Origin of the sequence: Vibrio sp. M260118 (assembly GCF_036533755.1) — a bacterium.
Taxonomy (GTDB): Bacteria; Pseudomonadota; Gammaproteobacteria; order Enterobacterales; family Vibrionaceae; genus Vibrio.
The window spans coordinates 1-2,111 of sequence record NZ_JATABG010000490.1 but is presented as its reverse complement, the minus strand read 5'-3'; the positions used below and the strand labels follow the sequence as shown (position 1 = coordinate 2,111).

Annotated in this window: 2 protein-coding genes; both read right to left on the bottom strand. The window is 42.8% G+C overall.

The genetic code is table 11. From position 1 onward, the window contains the following. On the bottom strand, nucleotides 1–111 hold a 111-nt coding region (locus QTO00_RS21035), incomplete at its 3' end, for an exodeoxyribonuclease V subunit gamma (protein ID WP_443088949.1). A gap of 163 nt (nucleotides 112–274) precedes the next feature. Then, the coding region (locus tag QTO00_RS18745) for a DUF2075 domain-containing protein (protein WP_331426114.1) at nucleotides 275–2,111 on the bottom strand (1,837 nt) is incomplete at its 5' end.

Below are 2,111 nucleotides of genomic sequence, written 5' to 3'. Positions count from 1 at the left end.
CACCAAGATCTGCTCTTTCTCAAATGGGTTGGCTAATGGATTGAGGCGCACTAGCTCAACAAGTAGAGACTTTAAAACATCAACTTGATTAGAATGGTAGACAGTAAACAAAATGCACTCACAATTATCTCGCCAGATTTAATGCCAGATTACCATAAGCGGAGAGAATTCGAGAGTGTTATAACGCCCTGATATGTACGAGTAAAACGCCCACTTAACTATTAAACAACGCCTAAGCGGACGATATATTTATCACGATGGTATAGCTATAACTTTAACGTGACTCTAATGGTTCGAAACCACATTCAATTAAATATTGATAAGTAGAATCATAAAATTTAGTCACTCTTGTACTATCACTATCGTCGCCACAAGGAACAAATATAACCATTCCCTGACGAGCCCTAGTCAGCAGCACGCGGTAAGCATTCTCTAAGTAACGTCTATCTTCAGCCTTATTCCGTCGCTGCCAATTAGTACCTTTAAACTTCCAATGCTCGAACTCCGAACCATTGTAGCGATAGTCCCCATCCCATCCGACTAAACACCAATCTAGTTCTAGACCCTGAATATCGAACTCGGTTGCTACATCTTCAAGAAAATGGCAGGAGCGAATATCTTCCTGTGAATTGAGATACCAAGACTCAGGATCAAAACGATTTTTAACAAAGATTCCTTCAGCTTTTAAGCGTATCGCATTGGATGAAGCAAGCAATCCTTTACTTTCCGTCGCTCGCGCTTTTTTTGCTAACCAACGCTTAGCTAACTTGAGGTCTCGAGTGATTTTCAATGGGTAGAGTTCCGCCAGTTGGGCACTTAAAGCGCGCGCTTGATGGGCATGGTTACCTACCACATGATGAACAAAGCTAGATAATTTTTCCGCTCTAAATGAACGCATGGATGTCGCTAGATGAAGGCTAGGTAATATAGTGCAACGAGCTAAACTTTGGCTAGTAATGCCATCAGAGACATAATCCCCTGTCAGTAATTGATCCGAGCAATACACTTGCCATTCACAGAATCTAGAGCTAAGAGCTTCGAGCCAACCGGCTAAACCAGCTTCACCAGTATTAATCTCTTGTCCACCGCCAATAAGAGCAATAACCACCGCCCAGTCCTGATGACGGTCCATCACTTCAATCAAGAACTCAGGCTCTGATTGATTAAAATCCGGCTTGTTGCGCTTAGTTTGCATAAACTTAGAGGCTTGCTCTGCATTCCACGCTCGCTGAGCCTCATCAAATATAGCCACTTTTTCCGGTGGAATCGCACCATCCAAGCAATCATCTCGAAAACGATGAATATTTTGGATGAACTGACTCGTTTCTCTTTTAGCTTGCGCCTTAGTAATTTTTTCCCGCTTGGATTTATCTATCGCCAGAGCTTGCTGCAATACCGTTACCAAAGGGCCATTACCGCTAAGGAAAACTGAATACTCATTGTCACTAGGATTAGAGTGAGTATTCGCAATATTAAGACCCACCAATGTTTTGCCGGCTCCTGGCACCCCGGTAACAAAACAGATGGTTTTCTTTTTCTCTTGTCGAGATTGATGAATTAAACCCAGTAGTTGTTGACTCGTGATTGCAAGATTTTGTGTATCAGCTTCATTACGCGCAATGTCATTGACGTCATGGTTGGCATATAGTGCCTGTGCTGCTTCAACGATCGTTGGCGTAGGCATATAGCCTGATGCAGCCCATTCAGAGATGTGAAAAGTTGTTTTCGAGTAATGTTCACTCAATGATGCGATGCTTGTTGCTAGACTATTTTCATCTGCCAAGATTGGTTCAGACACATTATCTTCAGCGAGGGCTAGTTGAGGGCATTCCGTTACTCTCTCACCCTGCGTCGCCACTAAGATAGGTACAATTAACTTATCGTGACTTCCTTTATGAAAGTTTTTTAAATCAAGTGCATAACCATGAGCTTGTCGCGCGTCACCACGGTGAAATTTATCTGCACCGACTTTAAACTCAAGTACGAAAACTATACCAGAATGAATTAAAATCACGTCTGCTCGCTTTCCCATCCGTGGAATTAAAAACTCAAAATAGACGTGGCTACCACTACCTACAAACTGCGCGAGTGATGCCTGTAAGATCCTCACC